The organism is Nocardia sp. NPDC055029 (genome assembly GCF_053608525.1).
Map to the genome: position 1 here is coordinate 133545 of NZ_JBSGVQ010000010.1, position 19109 is coordinate 152653.

Consider the following 19109-nt stretch of genomic DNA (forward strand, 5'->3'; position numbering starts at 1 on the left):
CAATTCTGTAGTAGTCGATACACAAATAGACAAGCGCACGCCTGCGCTGGCGTCAAGAGTTTCTTATCGATCGATACAGAATGATCCGGCTCGCTGTCCGCGCGGTATATTTACCGATCGGCACAGAAAGGTTTGGCATGGCAGAACGCGGCCGCCCGCGCGGCTTCGATCGCGACGTGGCTCTGCGGCGTGCCATGGAGGTGTTCTGGGAACGCGGCTACGACGGCGCCTCCATGGCCGATCTCACGACCGCCATGGGCATCAACTCCCCGAGCCTCTATGCCGCCTTCGGTGACAAGGAAGCCCTGTTCCGCGCCGCGATCGAGCTCTACGGCCGCACCGAAGGGTCGCGCACCGCGCGGGCGTTGCGCGAGGAACCCACCGCCTACGCCGCGATCGAGGCGATGCTGCGCGACAACATCACCACCTACACCGATCCCGGTCTGCCACACGGCTGCATGGTGGTCCTCGCCGGAGCTACCTACACCACCCGGACGGCCTCTGTCCGCGAGTTCCTCGCCGAGGCCCGCCGCCACACCACCGCGGATATCCATGCCCGCCTCGACCGAGGTGTCACCGACGGTGACCTGAAACCCGGCACCGACACGGCAGCGCTGGCCGCGCTCTACAGCACCGTCCTCTACGGGCTATCGATCCAAGCCAGGGACGACGTCGGCCACGCCGAACTCAGTGCCGCGGTGGACAGCGCGCTGCAGGTTCTCTCGGCAGCGACGACCGCCTAGGCACCGAACTCGGCCGCCGCTGCGGTTGAACGCGGCTGCTCGGGTACACCGCGCAGCGGCTGGCCGACGCCGTCGTACGACTCGGCAAAACCGCACCACACACTGGGCGACCTCGACATCGGCGCGACGCCGAGATCGGCGACGCGGCGAGCCGCCCGTGGTCACCGCAGCGCTACACGTCGCGGTCCTGAGTCGGCCCGGTTACCGCTACCGGCGGCGCAGGGCCGCGATGCGTTCCCCTAACTGGTCGACCGACGCCAACGCCGTGGGGGGACCGCCACATTCGCGGCGTAGCTCACCGTGGATCACCCCGTGCGGCTTGCCGGTGCGGTGGTGATGCATGGCGACCAGGCTGTTGAGTTCGCGACGCAGTTCGCCCAGCTTGTCGGAGGTGGCGATCCGTTCGGCGACCGCGGCGGGCGCGGGCGCGGACTCCTGGGCGGCGCTGCGGTCGGCGAGCTGACGGGTCTGCCGGTCGCGCAGCAGCGCCCGCATCTGGTCGGCGTCGAGCAGGCCCGGGATGCCCAGGTAGTCGGCTTCCTCGTCACTGCCCGCGATGGTGGCGGTGCCGAAGGAGGAGCCGTCGTAGATCACCTGGTCGAGTTCGGCGTCGGCGGCCAGCGCGACGAAGGACTTCTCCTCCTCGCCGGGCTCGTCCTTGGTCTTGTTGGCGTCGATCAGCAGTTCGTCGTCGAGGGCGTTCTTCTCGCGGTGCGGCTTGCCGATGACGTGATCGCGCTGCAACTCCAGCTGGGCGGCCAGGTCGAGCAGCACCGGCACCGACGGCAGGAACACACTCGCCGTCTCCCCCGGCCTGCGGGCACGCACGAACCGGCCGATGGCCTGCGCGAAGTACAGCGGGGTCGACGCACTCGTCGCGTACACACCGACGGCCAGCCGCGGCACGTCGACGCCCTCGGACACCATGCGCACCGCCACCATCCACGGCTGCGCGCCCTCGGCGAACTCGCCGATGCGCTGCGAGGACTGCGGGTCGTCGGAGAGCACCACGGTCGGGCGCTCACCCGAGATGTGTTCGAGCAGTTCGGCGTAGTCGCGGGCCCGTTCCTGGTCGGTGGCGATCACCAGGCCACCGGCGTCGGGGATGCCGGAGGCGCGCAGCTGACGCAAGCGGACGTCGGCGGCGCGCAGCACCGCCGAGATCCAGTCACCGGCCGGGTCGAGCGCGGTGCGCCAGGCGCGCGCGGTCTGTTCGGCGCTGAGCGGTTCGCCGAGGCGGGCGGTGTGTTCCTCGCCCGCGCTGTCGCGCCAGTGCGCATCACCGGAGTAGGCCAGGAACACGACAGGGCGCACGACGCCGTCGGCGAGCGCGTCGGCGTAGCCGTAGGAGTGGTCGGCGCGCGAGCGGGGGAAACCGGCTTCGTCGGGCTCGTAGGTGACGAACGGGATCTTGGAATCGTCGCTGCGGAACGGGGTTCCGGTCAGCGCGAGGCGCCGGGTCGCGTCGCCGAAGGCCTCCTCGGTGGCCTCACCCCAGGTCTTGGCGTCGCCCGCGTGGTGGATCTCGTCGAGGATCACCAGCGTGCGGCGGTTCTCGGTGCGCACCCGATGCCGGGTGGGATGGGCCGCGACCTGCGCATAGGTCACCACGACGCCGTGATAGTCACCCGAGGTGCCGCCGGTGGAGTTGGAAAACCGGGAGTCGAGCTGGATGCCCGAGCGGGCGGCCGAGGCCGCCCACTGGTGTTTGAGGTGCTCGGTGGGCGCGACGACGGTGATCTGATCCACCGTACGGTCGGCCAGCAACTCCGCGGCAACCCGCAGCGCGAAGGTGGTCTTACCCGCGCCCGGCGTGGCGACCGCGAGGAAATCGCGCGGCTTGGTGGCCAGGTACTTCGTCAGGGCGCGCCGCTGCCACGCGCGTAGGGAACCCCCCGACGCACCCCCGGCAGCCGAATCGCCCGGTGTACCCGCATCCCTCGCCGCAGCGGCGTCACCCGACCCAGTCACGCAGATGACCCTAGCCGCCCGGTGCGGCGTGTCGCCAAACCGACGCGGGGTGCGCGACAGGCATCACAACACCGTCCGAGGTCACCGGCCATTTACCTGTTACCCGCCGACACGATGCCCGGCCCGTACCCCACGGGCCCTGTTCGTGCGGGATGCTTGACCGGAGATGAACAACGACCAGGTCCGGGCAGCCGACGCGGCGCACCCACCGCGGGCGCACCAGCCGAGCGGTTCCTCTGCGCTGCCCGCGACCGCGGGCAAGCCCGTCCCGCAACGTCCCCGCGAACACGCGTGGTGGGTGCGGTGGCCCGCCACGGCATGGCGGTTGATCGTCCGGGTGGCGATCAAGAGCTGGAACAACTCGATCTTCGCCAAGTCCGCCGCTGCCGCGTTCTGGCAGACGCTCTCACTCGCGCCGCTGCTGCTCGGGCTGCTCGGCAGCCTCGGCTATGTGGGCGGGCTGTTCGGGCCGGACACGGTGCAGATCGTGGAAGCCAAGATCATCGCGTTCAGCCGGGAGTTCTTCAGCCCCTCGGTCGTCGCCGACCTGATCGAGCCGACCGTCGACGACGTGCTCGGCCGCGGTCGCGGCGCGGTGGTGTCGGTGGGTTTCGTGCTGTCGCTGTGGGCGGGTTCCTCGGCGATGGCGACCTTCGTCGACGCGATCGTGGAAGCCCATGATCAGCAGGATGCCCGCCATCCCGTCTGGCAGCGGATCTTCGCGCTGCTGCTGTATGTGCAGTTCCTGGTGGCGGCGGTGCTGATCCTGCCGGTGATCGCGCTGGGACCCACCCGGATCGGCCGCGTCCTGCCCGACACCTGGCGTGAACCCGGACTGCGGCTGATCGACACGTTCTACTACCCGATCGTCGGCCTGCTGCTGATCGTCGGGCTCACCACGCTCTACAAGCTGGCCCTGCACAAATCGCTGCCGTGGCATCGGCTGTTCGGCGGCGCGCTGGTGGCCGGGGTGTTCTTCATGGGGGCCAGCGATCTGCTGCGGCGATATCTGTCCTGGATCACCGCGACCGGCGTGAGCTACGGCGCGCTGGCCACCCCGATCGCGTTCCTGCTGTTCACCTATTTTCTCGGCTTCGCGGTGATTCTGGGCGCGGAGTTCAACGCCGCGGTGCAGGAGTTCTGGCCCGCGCGGGCGACCAGGATGGAGCAGGTCAAGGAGTGGCTGACCAACCAGGTGCGCGGCGACGACGAACCGGCCGACGCCTCACCGGAGGCGCCGGCCTTACCGGCCGCGGAACCCGCTCAGTCGCCGCCCTTGCGCAAACCGTCGTAGACCTTCTTGCAGTCCGGGCACACGGGCGATCCGGGCTTGGGCGAGCGCGTCACCGGGAAGACCTCACCGCACAGCGCCACGACCATCGTGCCCATCACGGCACTCTCGGCGATCCGGTCCTTCTTCACGTAGTGGAAGAACTTGGGGACGTCGTCGCCGGTCGTCTCGTCTGTCGTGGTTTCCGGGCGTACCAGAGTGTCTGTACTCACGCCTTCCATGATGCCGCATCCCGGCCGTGTACCGCTGACCAGCCGCGTGTGCGTTCGCACGAGCCGAGTGGGAGACTCGGGGTATGCAGTCCTACGGCGAGCCCTCCGGCGCCGACGAGCCGACCCCGGACCCGGAGGTGACCAGGCCCGCCGCGCCCAGCTCGCGCGGCTATTTCCCCGGCGCCGATGCCAAGCACCCCGTGCTCATCACCGAGGCCGCGCCTTCGCTCGACGATCAGCATCGCGCCAGGGTGCGCCGCTACACGATCATCATGGCCTTCCGCATCCCCTGCCTGATCCTGGCCGCGATCGCCTACAGCGCGTTCGAGAACCCGCTGCTGTCGATCCTGATCATCGTCGCCTCGGTGCCGCTGCCGTGGATCGCCGTGCTGATCGCCAACGACCGGCCGCCGCGCACCAAGAACGAACCGAGCCGCTGGGACGGCCGCAACAACCAGATCGCCCTGGAATCCCGATCACACAAGGCGATCGAATAGCGGTCTACGCGGTTGTCGCCGGTCGGCGCACCAGCATCGACATCAGCGCCGCTAGCCCGCACAGGGCGCCCGCGAGATACCAGGCCAGATCGTAGGAACCCTGCAGGTCGCGGATGAGCCCAGCGCCGGTGGCCGCGACGGCGGCGCCCACCTGGTGGGCGGCGAATACCCAGCCGAACGCGATCGGGCCGTCGGCGCCGAACAGTTCCCGGCACAGCAGCACCGTCGGCGGAACGGTCGCGATCCAGTCCAGACCGTAGAAGACGATGAACACCCACATGCTCGGCTGGGTGTGCGGGCCGAGCAGCGAGGGCAGAATCAGCAGCGACAACCCACGCAGCGAGTAGTAGCCGAGCAGCAGATAGCGCGGATCGACCCGATCCGAGAGCCAGCCCGAGGCGATCGTCCCCGCCACGTCGAAGATCCCGACCAGCGCCAGCAGTCCGGCCGCGGTGGTCGGCGGCATCCCGTGATCGTGGGCCGCGGTGACGAAATGCGTACCGACCAAACCGTTCGTCGACGCACCGCACACCGCGAAACCGCCTGCCAGCAGCCAGAATCCGGGCCTGCGCGCGGCCGCGGCCAAGACCTGTAGGGCCCGGCCCGCACCCCCGGTACCCGGGACCCGCGCACCGGCGTCCGAGCCGGGCGGCGCGCCGTAGGCCCGCACCCCGGCGTCGCTGGGGTAGTCGCGCACGAACAACCACACCAGGGGCACCACGGCCAGCGCGACCGCGGCCACGATCACCGACGGCAACCGCCAGCCGTGCTCGTGCGCCAGCATCGACACCAGCGGCAGGAACACCAGCTGCCCGGTCGCGCCCGCCGCGGTGAGCACGCCGGTGACCAGCCCGCGGCTGCGCACGAACCAGCGCCCGGTGATGGTGGCGACGAACGGCATCGACATCGACCCGACGCCGATCCCGACCAGCAGTCCCCACGTCGCCACCAGCTGCCAGGCCTGGGTCATGAACACCGTCAGCCCGCTGCCCGCCGCGATCAGCACCAGCGCCGAGCACACCACCCGGCGGATGCCGAAGCGATCCATCAGCGCGGCAGCGAACGGCGAGATCAGGCCGTAGAGCAGCATATTCAGCGAGACGGCGGTGGAGATCGTGGCGTGCGACCAGCCGAACTCGGTGTGCAGCGGGTCGATCAGGACGCTGGGCACCGAGCGGAACGCCGCGGCGCCCAGCAGGGCGACGAAGCCGACGCCTGCCACGATCCACGCGGGATGGAGAGTTCTTCGACCGGGTGGGGCCGCATCGATCTCACCGTCGACGGCGTCCGTGGGCCGATCAGGACGCGGGGTCTTGGTGTCGGTGGCGGAGCGTGGCGCGGGGATTGCCCGTTCGGCCGAGTCGTCGTCGCCGGTGGGCGACAGGGGCGCGCGGAGATCGGTCACCCGAAACAGGGTGCCGGATCGTCGCGACACGAACGAGTGGCCGGTATGCCATCTTTCATCGATATCCTGCCAATGGATATCCGGGCCCATCGAGTTCGCTCGTTTCTCGGGGAGCTCGCGGGGAACCCAGTCGACAGCGCGTGGCAGGACGCCTACCGTTCGTATCGGGCGGACTGTGGTTCTCTCGACTTCGACTCGCAGACGAGCGATCGTGCTGGGGCCTTACAGGATTCGGCCATCGACGACCGCGTCGCTGCGGACCGCAGTCACGACGGAGCGTCGTCGCACCCGGCCCAGGGCGCAGGCGCCGATTCCCGTTCCGGCTGTCTTCGCCGACGAGCCGTACACACCTGGCTTCATCGGTGACGATGTGGCGGACTGGCAGGGAGACAACATGATTCGCTGGATGTGGGCGTTCCTGGATCGGCCTGCCGACGGATTCGACGACTGTGTCCGCTTCTGGGCGACCGTCACCGGCTCGACGGTGTCGGCGCCACGCGGCGCGCACGACGAGTTCGTGACGCTGCTGCCTGCCACCGGACCGGCCTGGGTCAAGATGCAGGCGGTCGGTGACGGCGGGGGCATCCACCTTGACCTCGATGTCGACGACATCCCCGCCGCGGTGGCGACCGCGACCGGGCTCGGCGCGCACATCGTCCTGGTCGCGCCCGACTACACCGTGCTCGAATCCCCTGCCGGACAGACGTTCTGCTTCACCCCGGTCAAGAACGACGCGCCGCCTCCGGTCACCGTGTCGACCGCACCGGACGGTACCGTGACCCGCCTCGACCAGATCTGCCTCGACCTGGCCCCCGCCGACATCGCGACCGATACCGCGTTCTGGCGATCGCTGACCGGCTGGACCCACCAGCCGTCACGCAGCCCCGAATTCTCCCGGCTACGCGGCGACGACGAGCCACTGCAGCTGTTGCTCCAGCGCCTCGACGACCCCCGCCCGGCCGCCGCCCACGTGGACCTGGCCTCCACCGACATCGCCGCCACCGCCACCTGGCACGAATCCCTCGGTGCGGACCGCGTCGCCGACGGCGAGCGCTGGATCGTCATGCGCGATCCCGGCGGCGCGCTCTACTGCGTCACCGGCCGCGACCCGTACACCGGCTTCCCCCGCTGACGCGCCAGCATCCCTCCCGGCACGCACATCACCCCGCGACACGCGGTCCGAGCGGGTCGTTCGCGCGCTGAGCGACCCTGGCAAAGTAGTCGGGTGCCTACGAACCCCGCCGCCACCTCCGGTTCCCTGCTCACCGCGTTGTGCCCCGCCCTGCGCACGGCGCTGATCCGGGTCGGCTACGACGCCGACACGCTGGTCGAGGCGCTCGGCCCCGATGTGCATGCGGCACTGGGCCGGTCGGAGCCGGTGCCGGTGCGCCGGGCGGCGCGGGCAGCCGGTGAGCTGGGCACGCTGATCCGGCTGCTGCTGCTCGGCGACGCGCTGCCGGAGAGCGAGGTGGCGGCGCTGGCACCGGTGCGGATCGACGACGCCGTCGCGGCGGGTCTGCTGGCCCGCGACGGCGACGAGCTCAGGGCAGCACTGGATCTGCGGCCGCTCGACACCGGTTCGGGCACCCGCTGGATCCTGTCCGACCTCGACGATTCGATGCGCAGGCGCACCCTGACCGAGGACCACGTGCTCGGCGTCGGGCACGCGTCGCTGTCGCTGCTGCGCGCGACGCCGACCGTCCCGGTGGGCACGGTGCTGGATCTGGGGACCGGCTGCGGTGTGCAGGCCGTGCACGCAGCGGGGTACGCGGGCCGGGTCACCGCCACCGATGTCAACGCGCGGGCGCTGTGGCTGGCGCAGGCCACGGCCGCGCTGAACGAACTCGACATCGAACTGCTCGAAGGGTCCTGGTTCGAGCCGGTGGCAGGGCGCCGTTTCGATCAGATCGTGGCCAATCCCCCGTTCGTCGTCGGCCCGGCGCGCATCGAGCACACCTATCGCGATTCCGGGCTCGCGCTCGACGGCGCCAGCGAGCTGGTCATCGGGCAGGCGCCCGAGCTGCTCGCACCCGGCGGCCTCGCGGCCATGCTGGCCGCCTGGGTGCATGTCGAGGGCCAGGACTGGCGGCAGCGGGTGTCGTCGTGGCTGCCCGCGCACGGCATCGACGCCTGGGTCGTGCAGCGCGATGTCGCCGACCCGGCGCTCTACGTCGGCACCTGGCTGCGCGACGCGGGTCTGGACCCCCGCGACCCGGCCGCGCAGGCGCGCGCCGAGCAGTGGCTGGCGGCGTTCGACGCCGCCGAGGTGGAAGGTATCGGCTTCGGGTTCGTCTACCTGCACGCCATCGACGGCCCGACCGAACTGATGGCCGAGGACCTCGTGCACGGTTTCGATGATCCGCTCGGCAACGAGGCGGCGGCCTATTTCGCCCGGTCGGCGTGGCTGCGCGCCGTCGCCGCCGACGAAAATCTCGCGTGGACATCCCGTTTCGCGCCGAGCCCGGCGACCGCGCTGGAACGGGTGTATCTGCCCGGTGAACACGGCTGGACCGAGGAGGTGGCCCGGCTGCATCGCGGCGACGGCCCCCGCTGGCAGCACGAGGTCGACGAGTCGACGGTCGCTCTGGTCGCGGGAATGCGACCCGACGGTCTGCCGTTGTACGAACTGCTCGAACTGCTCGCTCTGGCCGACGGCGCCGAACAGGTGACCCCTGAATTCGCCGCCCAGGCGCTCGGCGTCGTGGCCGGATTGGTACGTCATGGACTGGTGCGGCCCATCTGAGCCGTACGGCGGTGGGGGCCGAGTTCCGCACCCGGAGCTCTTCTCAGGAACTTCTCAGCCGTAAGGGTAGGAACCCGCAGCTCAGAGCGGTTTATCACCGACAGGATCGGGAACTTTCTCTAAGTCGGGTCCGTTGATCGGAGTGAGACACCACCGACAGGAGGCAAGTCATGACAAGCCCCGCCACTACTCGTGTGCGCCCCAGCGAGTCCGATATCGACGCCCAGAGCCCCGCAGCCGACCTGGTACGCGTGTACCTGAACGGAATCGGCCGCACGGCACTGCTCACGGCGGCCGACGAGGTCGAACTGGCCAAGCGTATCGAGGCGGGCCTGTATGCCCAGCACCTGCTCGAGACCGGTAAGCGGTTATCGGCGACCCGCAAGCGTGATCTGGCGATTCTGGTCCGTGAGGGGCAGTCCGCCCGCTCGCATCTGCTCGAGGCCAACCTGCGCCTTGTCGTTTCGCTGGCCAAGCGCTACACCGGCCGCGGCATGCCGTTGCTCGACCTGATCCAGGAAGGCAACCTCGGACTCATCCGCGCGATGGAGAAGTTCGATTACGCCAAGGGCTTCAAGTTCTCCACCTACGCCACCTGGTGGATCCGCCAGGCCATCACCCGCGGTATGGCCGATCAGAGCCGCACCATCCGCCTGCCTGTGCACCTGGTCGAACAGGTCAACAAGCTCGCCAGGATCAAGCGTGAACTGCATCAGCAGCTCGGTCGCGAGGCCACCGACGCCGAACTCGCCAACGAGTCGGGCATCCCGGTGGAGAAGATCGCCGACCTGCTCGACCACAGCCGCGACCCGGTAAGCCTGGACATGCCTGTCGGCAACGACGAGGAGGCCCCGCTCGGCGACTTCATCGAGGACTCCGAGGCCACCTCCGCCGAGAGCGCGGTCATCGCGGGCCTGCTGCACCACGACGTGCGCAGCGTCCTGGCCACCCTCGACGAGCGCGAACAGCAGGTCATCCGCCTGCGCTTCGGCCTCGACGACGGCCAGCCGCGCACCCTCGATCAGATCGGCAAGCTGTTCGGCCTGTCCCGCGAGCGGGTCCGCCAGATCGAACGTGAGGTCATGTCCAAGCTGCGCAAGGGTGAGCGCGCCGACCGTCTGCGCGCCTACGCCAGCTGATCCCCTGCTCGGCGGCCCCCTAGGGGTCGTCTGCCGAAACGCCGACCGGTGTCCGCGACCACTCCCCTCCGTGGCCGCGAGCCGGTCGGCGTTGTTCGTTCAGGCCAAACGCCGCGGACCGGTGTCGAAGCGGCTCGGTTCCGGGCCGATCCTGGCGCGGGCGTAGATGATCTCCGCCGACGCCGGCGCGGCGAGGACCGGGTCACACGACAGCTCACGCATCTGCGGGATGTCGTCGAACAGGGCCGAGATGCGTTGCGCCAGTTCGGCCAGTGCCGCCTTGTCGACCGCGGGCCCCGCCGGACCACCGGACAGCAGCGGCGCGGCGCGCGGCGCGTCGATCAGCGCGGCGGATTCCTCGGCGGTCAGTGGGAGTGCCCGGTAGGCGCGGTCGCCGAGCAGGTCGATGATCATGCCCGAGAGGCCGAACTGGATCACCGACCCGAACGAGGGGTCGTCGGTGACCCGCAGGACACAGCCGACGCCCTTGGTCGCCATCTTCTGCACATGCAGCAGCGGATCGCCGCAGATCGCCACCAGGTCGGTATAGGCCTGGCGGACAGCATCGGGCCCCCACAGGTCAAGGCGCACCCCGAGCAGATCGGGCCTGCGCCGCCACAGCTCGCCCGTCGCCTTCGCCGCGACCGGGTACCCGAGTTCCTCGGCCGCCGCGACGGCCTGCTCGGCGTCACGCACGGCCCGGAACTCGACCACGTCGATGCCGTAGCACTCGAGCAGCCGCGCCGCTTCCTCGTCGGTGAGCCAGCGCCCGCCCGATTCGGCCAGCCAGCCCGCCACCAGCGCCGCCGCGGCCGCGGTGTCGATACCGGGTGGCCGGACCACCGGTGAGACGGGCCGGTCGCGCCAGCGCGCGTACCGCTCGACCCTGGCCAGCGCCCTGGCGGCACGTTCCGGATCGGGGTAGGACGGGATCGAGCCGCGCGCGGGCGCGCCGCCGGTGGTGCGGACCGCGAGGAGCTGCGGAATGCCCGACTCGGCGACGAAGGTCGTCAGCACCGGCTTGGCTCTGTCCGGTGCGGCCGCCGCTGCCGCGCGCAGCGCGTCGGCGAAGCCGCCCATAGACGTCGGCACCGGCGGGACGACGACGACGATCACGGCGTCGACCTGGTCGCTGCGCAGCGCGGCCAGTACCGCCTCCCGGTAGTCGGCCGGAGTCGCCTCCGGCCCCAGATCCACCGGCCCGTCGACCGGCGCGTTGCCGAGGCTGCGCTCGGTCGGCCGCGCGCCCGGACCACGGTCGACGGCGGTCACCGGCCGATGCACACCGAGGCCCTCGCTGTTGGCGGCATCGATGGCCAGCCAGTTCAGCGCGGCGCTGTTGCCGACCACAGCCACCCGAGGGCCCCGTGGCAGTGGCTGACAGGCCAGCAGCGCGGCGCAGTCGAACAGTTCGGAGATGGAGTCCACCTGGATGATCCCGGCCTGGGTGAACAGGTCACGCACCACCGTGCGGTCCATGTCGGCGCCGGCGGCGAGCCTGCCGCTGCTCACCGCGACGATCGGCTTGGCCCGCGCCACCCGCCGGGCCAGCCGGGAGAACTTGCGCGGGTTACCGAAGCTCTCCAGGTACAGCAGGATCACCTCGGTGTCGGCGGCGGTGTCCCAGAACTGCAGCAGATCGTTGCCGGAGACATCGGCGCGGTTGCCCGCCGAGACGAAGGTCGACAGGCCGAGATTGCGGGCCGCGGCCTCGCCGAGAATCGCCGCGCCGAGCGGCCCGGACTGGCAGAAGAAGCCGATCCGCCCTCGCTCGGGCAGCACCGGCGCGAGGGTGGCGTTGAGGCCGACCGCGGGGTCGGTGTTGGCGATGCCGAGGGCGCTGGGGCCGACGACCCGCATCCCGTGGCCGCGGGCCGCGGCGACCAGGTCGTCTTCGGCGGCCAGACCGGCCGCACCGGTCTCACCGAAGCCCGCGGTCAGTACCACCAGGCCCTTCACACCCTTGGCCATGCAGTCGTCGAGGACCGACCCGATCGCGGCGGGCGGCACCGCCACCACCGCCAGATCGACCTCGTCGGGAATCTCGCGCACGGTGGCGTAGGCGCGCACGCCCCGCACCGACCGCCGGTTCGGGTTCACCGGGAAGATCGGCCCGCTGAAACCGCCGGCGAGCAGGTTCGCCAGCACCGCGCCGCCGACCCTGCTCCGCTCCGGCGACGCGCCGATCACCGCCACCGAACCGGGCGCGAGCAGATTGCCGACACTGCGCGCCTCCGAGGCGGCCTCGCGCGCGTCCCGGACCGTGCGCAGCGCTTCGGTCGGGTCGATGGCGAATTCCAGGTGCACCTCGGCGCCGTCGCGACTGCGCTGCAACTGGTAGCCGGCATCACGGAACACCGTGATCATCGCCTCGTTCTCGGCGAGCACCTCCGCGACGAACGCGACCACCTCGTTCTCGGCCGCCGCGCCGGCGAGGTGTTCGAGCAGCACCGATCCCAGGCCGCGGCCCTGGTGCTCGTCGGCGACGACGAAGGCCACCTCGGCCGCGCGCGGGCCGGGCCGGTCGAGCAGCTCGTAGCGGGCGACGCCGATGATCGCGTCGCCGAGCAGCGCGACCAGTCCCACGCGGTCGTGATAGTCCACGTGGGTGGTGCGGTACATGTCCTTCGGCGAGATCTGCGGGTAAGGACCGAAATAGCGCAGATAGCGCGTGCGATCCGACAGCCCGGTGTGGAACGCGGCCAGCGACCCGGCGTCGGCGGGCACGATCGGGCGCACCCGGACCACACCGCCGTCGGCCGCGAGCACATCGCCGTACCACTGTTGTGGTGGCGCAGGCGGATTCGCCGGCGTATCGGGGGTGTCGGGTAGCAAGGGTTCAGTCACGGGGATCCTCCGGGTCGAGGCCGAGCAGGCCGAAACTCGCCCGCCGGGTGGCTGTGATGGCGGTGTCGACCGCCCGCTGGGCACGGATCTGCCCGGCGTCGCCGATCTCGGGGGTGCCGCCGGGACCGTCCCACGGCCGGTAGGCGGTATCGCCACCGTCGCCCATGCTCGTCGGCGGCTGCACGCGCGGGGACGCGGCGCGCACCTGGTCGATCCAGTCGTCCGGGATCGGTGTCTCCGGTGGCAGCGGCCGGTCCAGGGCCGCGGCCAGCAGATGGGTCCAGGCGCGTGGCACCACCCGGACCACGCCGTAGCCGCCGCCGCCGATGGCCAGCCACCGCCCTTCGGCATGGCGGTCGGCCAGATCGCGCATGGCCAGGAAGGCCGCGCGCTGGCCGTCCACGGTGAGTTCGAGATCGGCCAGCGGGTCTTCCCGATGGGTGTCCACCCCGCATTGGCTGACGATGATCTGCGGCCGGAACGCCGCGACCGCGCCGGGCACCACCGCGTGGAACCCGCGCAGCCACTGGGCATCCCGGGTGCCGGGCAGGAGCGGCAGGTTGATCGAGGTGCCCTCGGCCGCGCCGAGTCCGGTCTCCGTCGGCCAGCCGGTATTGGGCCACAGCGTCGCCGGGTGCTGGTGCAGCGAGATCGTGAGTACCCGTGGATCGGCGTAGAAGGCGCGTTGCACGCCGTCGCCGTGGTGGACGTCGACATCGAGGTAGGCGATGCGGTCGTACCCGTGATCGAGCAGCCACGAGATCGCGATCGCGGCATCGTTGTAGATGCAGAAGCCTGACGCCGAATCCGGCATGGCGTGGTGCATTCCACCGGCGATGCTCACCGCCCGCCGGGTCCGTCCCGCCGCGATCTCCCTGGCCGCGGCGAGAGTGCCGCCCACGATGACCGAGGCCGCCTCGTGCATGTGCGGGAAGAGCGGATTGTCGGCGGTTCCCAGGCCGTAGACGGTGTCCTCGGGCGTCGGCGGCCCGTCGCCGGCCAGGCGTACCACGTCGATATAGGAGCTGCTGTGCACCCGCAGGAGGTCGGCCTGGGTCGCCGCGTCGGGTGCCAGCGGCTCGACACCGTCGAGGACGCCCAGACTTTCGGCCAGCGACATGGTGAACTGCAATCGCGCCGGTTTCATCGGATGCTCGGGACTCCAGGTATAGCCGAGGAATCGCTCGGTCCACACGACGGTCCCGGACTCTGCGCTGTGCGACGGCGTGACCATGCTCGCCACGCTAGCCGGAAGCAGCGGGCCCCGTGTGGCGTTGCAATGCAGTAGAAATAGGGCCGCCGGTCCGGCGGGCGGACGGGCGTTCGCGCGTGGGTAGAATTCGTGCCGACGAAGGGGTAACAGGTGAAGGATCTGGTCGACACCACGGAGATGTATCTCCGTACCATCTACGACCTCGAGGAAGAGGGCGTGGTGCCGCTGCGGGCGCGCATCGCCGAGCGGCTCGAGCAGAGTGGTCCGACGGTCAGCCAGACGGTCGCGCGGATGGAACGCGACGGGCTGCTGCTCGTCGCGGGCGACCGCCATCTCGAGCTGACCGACAAGGGCCGCGCCATGGCGGTCGCGGTGATGCGCAAGCACCGGCTCGCCGAGCGGTTGCTGGTCGACATCATCGGCCTCGACTGGGAGAACGTGCACGCCGAGGCGTGCCGCTGGGAGCACGTGATGAGCGAGGAGGTGGAGCGGCGCCTGATCGAGGTGCTCAACCACCCGACCACCTCGCCCTACGGCAATCCCATCCCCGGCCTGGACGAGCTCGGCCTCGGCGATTCCCCCGCCGCCGAGGAGACGCTCGTTCGCCTGTCCGATCTGCCCCACGGCACGCTGCACGCCGTGGTGGTGCGCAGGCTGGCCGAGCACATCCAGACCGACCCGGAGGTCATCGGCAGGCTGCGCGAGGCGGGTGTGGTGCCCGACGCGCGTGTCACCGTGGAGACCAAGCCGGGTGCGGTGCTGATCACGGTGCCGGGTCACACCGGTTTCGAACTGTCCGAAGAGATGGCGCACGCCGTCCAGGTGAGGCTGGTCTGATTCGTGAAACTTCTGGTCACCGGCGGCGCCGGCTATGTGGGTGGCGTGTGCGCCGCCGTCCTGCTCGAGCAAGGCCACGAGGTGGTCGTCGTCGACGACCTCTCGACCGGTAACGCCGACGGTGTGCCCGCGGGCGCCCGGTTCGTCGACGGTGACATCGCGGTCGCGGCGCCGGAGCTGCTGCGTGCCGAATCCTTCGACGGTGTCCTGCATTTCGCGGCGCAGTCGCTGGTCGGCGAGTCGGTGGAGCGGCCGGAGAAGTACTGGCACGGCAATGTGGTGAAGACCCTCACGCTGCTCGAGGCGATCCGCGAGACCGCGACGCCGCGACTGGTGTTCTCCTCCACCGCCGCGGTGTACGGCGAGCCCGAGCAGGTGCCGATCACCGAGGATTCGCCCACTCGCCCCACCAATCCCTACGGCGCGAGCAAGCTGGCCATCGATCACGCCATCACCTCCTACGCGGTGGCGCACGGCCTGGCCGCGACGAGCCTGCGCTACTTCAACGTGGCCGGCGCCTACGGCGGTCTCGGCGAGAACCGGGTCGTGGAAACACATCTGATCCCCCTCGTGTTGCAGGTGGCGCTGGGCCACCGCAAGGCCATCTCCGTGTACGGCACCGACTGGCCGACGCCGGACGGTACGTGTGTGCGTGACTACATCCACATCCGTGATCTGGCGCAGGCGCATCTGCTCGCGCTGTCCTCGGCGCAGCCGGGCAGCCACCGGATCCTCAATCTCGGTTCGGGAACGGGTTTCTCGGTGCGCGAGGTGATCTCGGCGTGCGAGCGGGTGACCGGCCTGCCGATCGAGGCGATCGACGCGCCGCGCCGGGCAGGCGATCCGGCGGTGCTCATCGCCTCGAGCGACCGCGCGATCGCCGAGCTGGGCTGGCAGCCCGAGCACAACGATCTCGACGAGATCGTCACCGACGCCTGGGATTTCCTGCGTTCGCTCGGCGACAAGGCACACAGCGCCCGCTGATCCGGCGGCGAAATCGACGGCGTCACAGGTCGACCGGGCCGATGTCGACCCCGAGGTCCGCGGCGATCTGCCGACCGCAGTGGGCGAGTTTGCGCAGCCGTTCCGGGCGCAGTCCGCTCTGCAGCGAGGTCTCCAGCAGCACCGCCATCGGATGGCCGGCATCGGCTTCCACCGCGGCGGTGAGGGCGACGCCGGCGAACGGCCCGTCGCCGCGCACGTAGGCGCTGAATCCCAGCAGCGCCGCGGCTTCGGCGCGGTCGGTGCCGGGTGTCGCCCTGGCGAGCTGGGCCCACAGCTGCTCGGCCGCCTCCGCGTGATCGCCCAGCGCCAGGCCGTACATCGCGTCGCGGATCGGCCGGTCGCGCAGCGTGGCGGCAAGTCGCGCGAGTTCGCGGTCGGCCCGCGGCGCACCGGAGGCGGTGTCGGCGATCTGCCACAGCACCCATTCCAGGCGGCGGCGCTGGAACGCCACGCCGTTCCCGGCGCGCATCGCGGCCGACAACTCGCCGCGATATCGCGCCACCTCGGGGCCGAGCCGGGTCGAAACCTGCGCGCACAGCTGCCGGTCCGGCACGACCAGAGCCGTCAGTTCACTGCGTGAGCGGCGAATCTGCCTGCCGTCGAGCACGTGCGACAGCGCGACCAGCGAGGCCGCCGGGTCACCGACGACACCTCCGGCGGCCCGGTCGAACAGGCTGCGAAACCGCGCGCCCGCCACGATCGACGGCACCGACCACGCCCCGCGTACGGCGATTCCCGCCGCGCCGAGCGCATCGAGCAGTGCCACATCGCGCAGCGTTCCTGGCACGCCGGATTCCGTACGGTCGTCGACGAAGATCGCCAGCACCCCGGTCGCCTGTTCGCGCACACAGATCGACCCCACGCACGCGGTGAACTGGTCGATGCGCCGCGGATCGCAGACCCCGTCCAGATCGAACCGCACGACCGCTTCGATCGCGGCGGTGCCGCCACGTCCCGGCCCGTGCAGGACGGCGACGACGAGCGAGCGTTCGGGAACGAAGCCGAGCATCGCGGGCAGCGCGGCGATCAGCTCGCCGGGGTCGTGCACCCGCAGCGGCGGCTGTGGCAGGTCGGCGGGGTAGGCGGGGGTCGATTCGGCGCAGGTGAGCGCTCGGGGGAAGGGCCCGGTGCGCTTGGCGCGGCGGGTGGAGTTCGTCGACGGTGTCATGGCTCCACCGTGCCCGCCGCCTACTCCGGCGCCCGACCCGCGACCTGGGCTTTCTCCTGCCCTGTTGGCAATGCCGCGGCTGTGGAACGATCCCGGTCCGAGCGCTGCCGCCGAACCGAATCTGTCACCGCCGCGTGGTAGAAGCCCTCAGCTGCCGCGCACGCCGCGGACGGCGGTCGCGAACATCTCCTCGACGGCCGCGCCGTCGGGGCGGCCGGTGCCGAAGACCATCGACGTCACCGTGATCCGCACGTCGCCGATCTGCCCGATCGAGGTCTGCATCGTCTGTGTCAGGCCGGTCCCGCCGACATCGGGAATCACGGTGCGCCGCAACGACACCGCGTCGTCGGCGCCGCCCCGGACGGTCTCGTCGAGCACGGTCGTGACGGTCGACTCCGCACCGGCCCTGCCGACGCGGATCTGCTCGCACCCACCGAGCCGGTCCCGAAGCCGCGCGAGCTGTTCGGCGGTCCTGGACAGCTCGACGGTCAGCGTCGCGCGGCTCGCGTCGTCGGAACCGACCATGACGGCTGCCGGTTCGGCGCCCGCCTCGGGCTCCGGCGGAGTGCAGGTGACCGGGCTGACGGTGGCGCCCGCCCCGACCCCGTCGAGATCACCGGCGGCAGCGGCCGCCGCCTGCGGTGGCAGCACCACCGCGGGATACCGGGCCGGGAACTGCTGCGGCGCGGGCAGCAGTTCGGGCAGCGATCCGTCGACGTGCCGCACCGCCGACGCGCTCTCGGCGACCGGCGTCCCGCTGACGCTCTGCCCGCACCCGGCCAGCGCCACGACCGAGACCGCCGCCGCGCAGGCGAGCACCCGACACCGCGTCCGGGAGCGCGGGCCCGTACCGGTCGGTGTCGTTTCCGCCACGTTCACCCCACCCACTGTGCCCCACCGGGCCGATCCAGGGGCCGCCGCCACGCCGCCCGGGAATGCCGAGGCGCCGGCGGCTGTTGTGCAGCAGGACGAGCCGTCCTCCGGCCGTGTGCGATGCGTCTGCTCGCATGGGGGACAATGGAGAACGCCTCCCCCGCCGCGAGCGTTGGTGGACCGCGCAGGAAGGAGTACGCGATGGATGATCAGTCGCACATGTACGAGCTGGAGTTCCCGGCACCGCAGCTGTCGTCGGACGACGGTGCGGGCCCCGTGCTGGTGCACGGCCTCGAGGGTTTCACCGACGCCGGTCATGCCGTGCGCCTGGCGACCACCCATCTGCGCGAGAGTCTCGAATCCGAGCTCGTCGCCTCCTTCGACGTGGACGAGCTGCTCGACTACCGCTCGCGCCGTCCGCTGATGACGTTCAAGACCGATCATTTCTCCGACTACGCCGAGCCCGAGCTGAACCTGTGGGCCCTGCGCGACACCGCGGGTACCCCGTTCCTGCTGCTGGCCGGCCTGGAACCGGACCTGCGCTGGGAGAAGTTCACCACCGCGGTGCGGCTGCTGGCCGAACAGCTCGGGGTGCGGCGCACGATCGGCCTGTCCGCGATCCCGATGGCGATCCCGCACACCCGTCCGCTGGGCGTGACCGCGCACTCCTCGGATCGCTCGCTGATCGGCGAGCACCAGCGCTGGCCCGGAGAGCTGCAGGTGCCGGGCAGCGCGTCCTCGCTGCTCGAGTTCCGGATGGCCCAGCACGGGCACGAGTCGCTCGGTTTCTCCGTGCACGTGCCGCACTATCTGGCCCAGACCGACTACCCCGAGGCCGCGCAGACCCTGCTGGAGAACGTCGCCGACAACGCGGGCCTGGAACTGCCGCTGGCGGCGCTGGGCGAGGCCGCGGCGCGCGTGCGCGAGCAGGTCGCCGAGCACATCGCGGGCAACGAGGAGGTCGAGACGGTCGTCACGGCGCTGGAACGCCAGTACGACAGCTTCGTCACCGCCCAGGAACGCCAGTCCAGCCTGCTGGCAGGCGACGGCGAACTGCCCAGCGGTGAGGAGCTCGGCGCGGAGTTCGAGCGCTTCCTGGCCGAACAGGGCGGTTACGACGACACCTCCGGCGACGACAAGGCCTGAACCGCACAGGTCTGACGAG

The 19109-nt window shown here is 70.7% G+C and carries 16 protein-coding genes; 9 read left to right on the top strand and 7 right to left on the bottom strand.

Annotation, left to right across the window (positions count from 1 at the left end):
- Positions 1-137 precede the first annotated feature (137 nt).
- Complete coding sequence (locus tag ACWF9G_RS12360) at positions 138-743, top strand: TetR/AcrR family transcriptional regulator (protein WP_452515198.1); 606 nt, start codon at positions 138-140, stop codon at positions 741-743.
- 207 nt (positions 744-950) lie between these two features.
- Here the strand turns inward: ACWF9G_RS12360 and ACWF9G_RS12365 are convergent, their stop codons facing one another.
- Entirely contained in the window at positions 951-2714 is a 1764-nt protein-coding gene (locus ACWF9G_RS12365; RefSeq protein ID WP_452515200.1) for a DEAD/DEAH box helicase, read from the bottom strand.
- 166 nt (positions 2715-2880) lie between these two features.
- Between ACWF9G_RS12365 and ACWF9G_RS12370 the strand changes: the two genes are divergently transcribed.
- Complete coding sequence (locus ACWF9G_RS12370; protein WP_452515202.1) at positions 2881-4008, top strand: YihY/virulence factor BrkB family protein; 1128 nt, start codon at positions 2881-2883, stop codon at positions 4006-4008.
- Here the strand turns inward: ACWF9G_RS12370 and ACWF9G_RS12375 are convergent.
- A complete protein-coding gene (locus tag ACWF9G_RS12375; RefSeq protein ID WP_189024012.1) occupies positions 3978-4217 on the bottom strand; it encodes a DUF3039 domain-containing protein in 240 nt (79 codons plus the stop codon). The two genes, ACWF9G_RS12370 and ACWF9G_RS12375, sit on opposite strands and share 31 nt — an antisense overlap.
- 83 nt (positions 4218-4300) lie before the next feature.
- Between ACWF9G_RS12375 and ACWF9G_RS12380 the strand changes: the two genes are divergently transcribed.
- Positions 4301-4714, top strand: coding sequence for a DUF3099 domain-containing protein (locus tag ACWF9G_RS12380; protein WP_379306200.1), 414 nt, complete (start codon positions 4301-4303; stop codon positions 4712-4714).
- 4 nt (positions 4715-4718) lie between these two features.
- Here ACWF9G_RS12380 and ACWF9G_RS12385 read toward each other — a convergent pair whose 3' ends face one another.
- Positions 4719-5984, bottom strand: a complete 1266-nt coding sequence (locus ACWF9G_RS12385) for an MFS transporter (RefSeq protein WP_379306287.1) — start codon at positions 5982-5984, stop codon at positions 4719-4721.
- Between the two features lie 529 nt (positions 5985-6513).
- Here ACWF9G_RS12385 and ACWF9G_RS12390 point away from each other — a divergent pair.
- The 3 genes from ACWF9G_RS12390 (at position 6514) to ACWF9G_RS12400 (ending at position 10001) form a co-directional block, all read left to right on the top strand.
- The gene (locus ACWF9G_RS12390) at positions 6514-7251 is read left to right on the top strand and encodes a VOC family protein (protein ID WP_452515204.1); all 738 of its coding nucleotides are present in this window, start codon (positions 6514-6516) and stop codon (positions 7249-7251) included.
- 93 nt (positions 7252-7344) lie between these two features.
- Entirely contained in the window at positions 7345-8862 is a 1518-nt protein-coding gene (locus tag ACWF9G_RS12395) for a DUF7782 domain-containing protein (RefSeq protein ID WP_452515206.1), read from the top strand.
- A gap of 170 nt (positions 8863-9032) precedes the next feature.
- Positions 9033-10001 (top strand): sigma-70 family RNA polymerase sigma factor, encoded by a 969-nt coding sequence (locus ACWF9G_RS12400; RefSeq protein ID WP_189024020.1) that lies wholly within the window; start codon positions 9033-9035, stop codon positions 9999-10001.
- 99 nt (positions 10002-10100) lie between these two features.
- On the opposite strand, the gene ACWF9G_RS12405 is transcribed toward ACWF9G_RS12400, so the two are convergent.
- Positions 10101-12848, bottom strand: coding sequence for a bifunctional acetate--CoA ligase family protein/GNAT family N-acetyltransferase (locus ACWF9G_RS12405; RefSeq protein ID WP_452515208.1), 2748 nt, complete (start codon positions 12846-12848; stop codon positions 10101-10103).
- On the bottom strand, positions 12841-14082 hold the full coding sequence (locus ACWF9G_RS12410; protein WP_452515210.1) for an acetoin utilization protein AcuC: 1242 nt from the start codon (positions 14080-14082) through the stop codon (positions 12841-12843). Before ACWF9G_RS12410 ends, ACWF9G_RS12405 begins: the two co-directional genes overlap by 8 nt.
- 129 nt (positions 14083-14211) lie before the next feature.
- On the opposite strand from ACWF9G_RS12410, the gene ACWF9G_RS12415 reads away from it, so the two are divergent.
- Together ACWF9G_RS12415 and galE are read left to right on the top strand one after the other, a co-directional pair.
- The gene (locus ACWF9G_RS12415) at positions 14212-14898 is read left to right on the top strand and encodes a metal-dependent transcriptional regulator (RefSeq protein ID WP_379086096.1); all 687 of its coding nucleotides are present in this window, start codon (positions 14212-14214) and stop codon (positions 14896-14898) included.
- 3 nt (positions 14899-14901) lie between these two features.
- Positions 14902-15882, top strand: coding sequence for a UDP-glucose 4-epimerase GalE (gene galE, locus ACWF9G_RS12420; RefSeq protein WP_379306210.1), 981 nt, complete (start codon positions 14902-14904; stop codon positions 15880-15882).
- 22 nt (positions 15883-15904) lie between these two features.
- On the opposite strand, the gene ACWF9G_RS12425 is transcribed toward galE, so the two are convergent.
- Complete coding sequence (locus ACWF9G_RS12425) at positions 15905-17071, bottom strand: DUF4192 domain-containing protein (RefSeq protein WP_452515212.1); 1167 nt, start codon at positions 17069-17071, stop codon at positions 15905-15907.
- A gap of 147 nt (positions 17072-17218) precedes the next feature.
- Positions 17219-17950, bottom strand: coding sequence for a sensor domain-containing protein (locus ACWF9G_RS12430; protein ID WP_452515214.1), 732 nt, complete (start codon positions 17948-17950; stop codon positions 17219-17221).
- Between the two features lie 195 nt (positions 17951-18145).
- Here ACWF9G_RS12430 and ACWF9G_RS12435 point away from each other — a divergent pair, with 195 nt between their 5' ends.
- Complete coding sequence (locus ACWF9G_RS12435; RefSeq protein WP_189024034.1) at positions 18146-19090, top strand: proteasome assembly chaperone family protein; 945 nt, start codon at positions 18146-18148, stop codon at positions 19088-19090.
- Positions 19091-19109 lie beyond the last annotated feature (19 nt).

Excerpts from the sequence above, each read along its gene's own strand:
- ACWF9G_RS12400 (WP_189024020.1), top strand. The coding sequence starts at position 9,033 with ATGACAAGCCCCGCCACTACTCGTGTGCGCCCCAGCGAGTCCGATATC.
- ACWF9G_RS12370 (WP_452515202.1), top strand. The coding sequence starts at position 2,881 with ATGAACAACGACCAGGTCCGGGCAGCCGACGCGGCGCACCCACCGCGG.
- ACWF9G_RS12390 (WP_452515204.1), top strand. The coding sequence starts at position 6,514 with ATGATTCGCTGGATGTGGGCGTTCCTGGATCGGCCTGCCGACGGATTC.
- ACWF9G_RS12380 (WP_379306200.1), top strand. The coding sequence starts at position 4,301 with ATGCAGTCCTACGGCGAGCCCTCCGGCGCCGACGAGCCGACCCCGGAC.
- ACWF9G_RS12360 (WP_452515198.1), top strand. The coding sequence starts at position 138 with ATGGCAGAACGCGGCCGCCCGCGCGGCTTCGATCGCGACGTGGCTCTG.
- ACWF9G_RS12435 (WP_189024034.1), top strand. The coding sequence starts at position 18,146 with ATGGATGATCAGTCGCACATGTACGAGCTGGAGTTCCCGGCACCGCAG.
- ACWF9G_RS12425 (WP_452515212.1), bottom strand. The coding sequence starts at position 17,071 with ATGACACCGTCGACGAACTCCACCCGCCGCGCCAAGCGCACCGGGCCC.
- ACWF9G_RS12410 (WP_452515210.1), bottom strand. The coding sequence starts at position 14,082 with ATGGTCACGCCGTCGCACAGCGCAGAGTCCGGGACCGTCGTGTGGACC.